Consider the following 445-nt stretch of genomic DNA (forward strand, 5'->3'; position numbering starts at 1 on the left):
GAACTGAACACCACCGCGTAGTACGGCGGCTTGGGCGTCTTGGCGATCATACGCAGGCCTTCAGCAGTGCAATTGCCAGCGGCGGTGTAATGCCTGTGAGGGCCGCACGTTCCGGCTGGAACAGGGTGGCGACAAAAAACGGATGGTCCAGCAGCTCCACCGCCCGCAGGTCGCCCGCCGAGTCATGGCCGCTGGCAATCAGGTCGGCTTCCAGCAGTGCGCTTTCGAAGTCGGGATTGATGCCATAGCGGCAACGGTAGCCTTCATGGATATCCAGAGTGGCGTAGGCCTCTGCGATGCGGGTAAAGGCCATCAAGCGGATGGTGTCAGTCGCTTCCACCAGCGCACAGGTCAGGGGCGTGAGTACTGCACGGGGCGAATCGGGAGCCAGTTCGCCGTGTTCTGCGTCGGCCCAGCCCAACACGTTGCGGGCATATTCCAGCAC

Annotated in this window: 1 pseudogene; it reads right to left on the reverse strand. The window is 62.5% G+C overall.

The window, feature by feature from the left end:
• Positions 1-46: 46 nt before the first annotated feature.
• Positions 47-445, reverse strand: a pseudogene (locus tag ACFV6I_RS39760) (hypothetical protein); the annotation flags it as partial.

This window comes from Kitasatospora sp. NPDC059803 (assembly GCF_042732255.1).
GTDB lineage: Bacteria > Actinomycetota > Actinomycetes > Streptomycetales > Streptomycetaceae > Kitasatospora.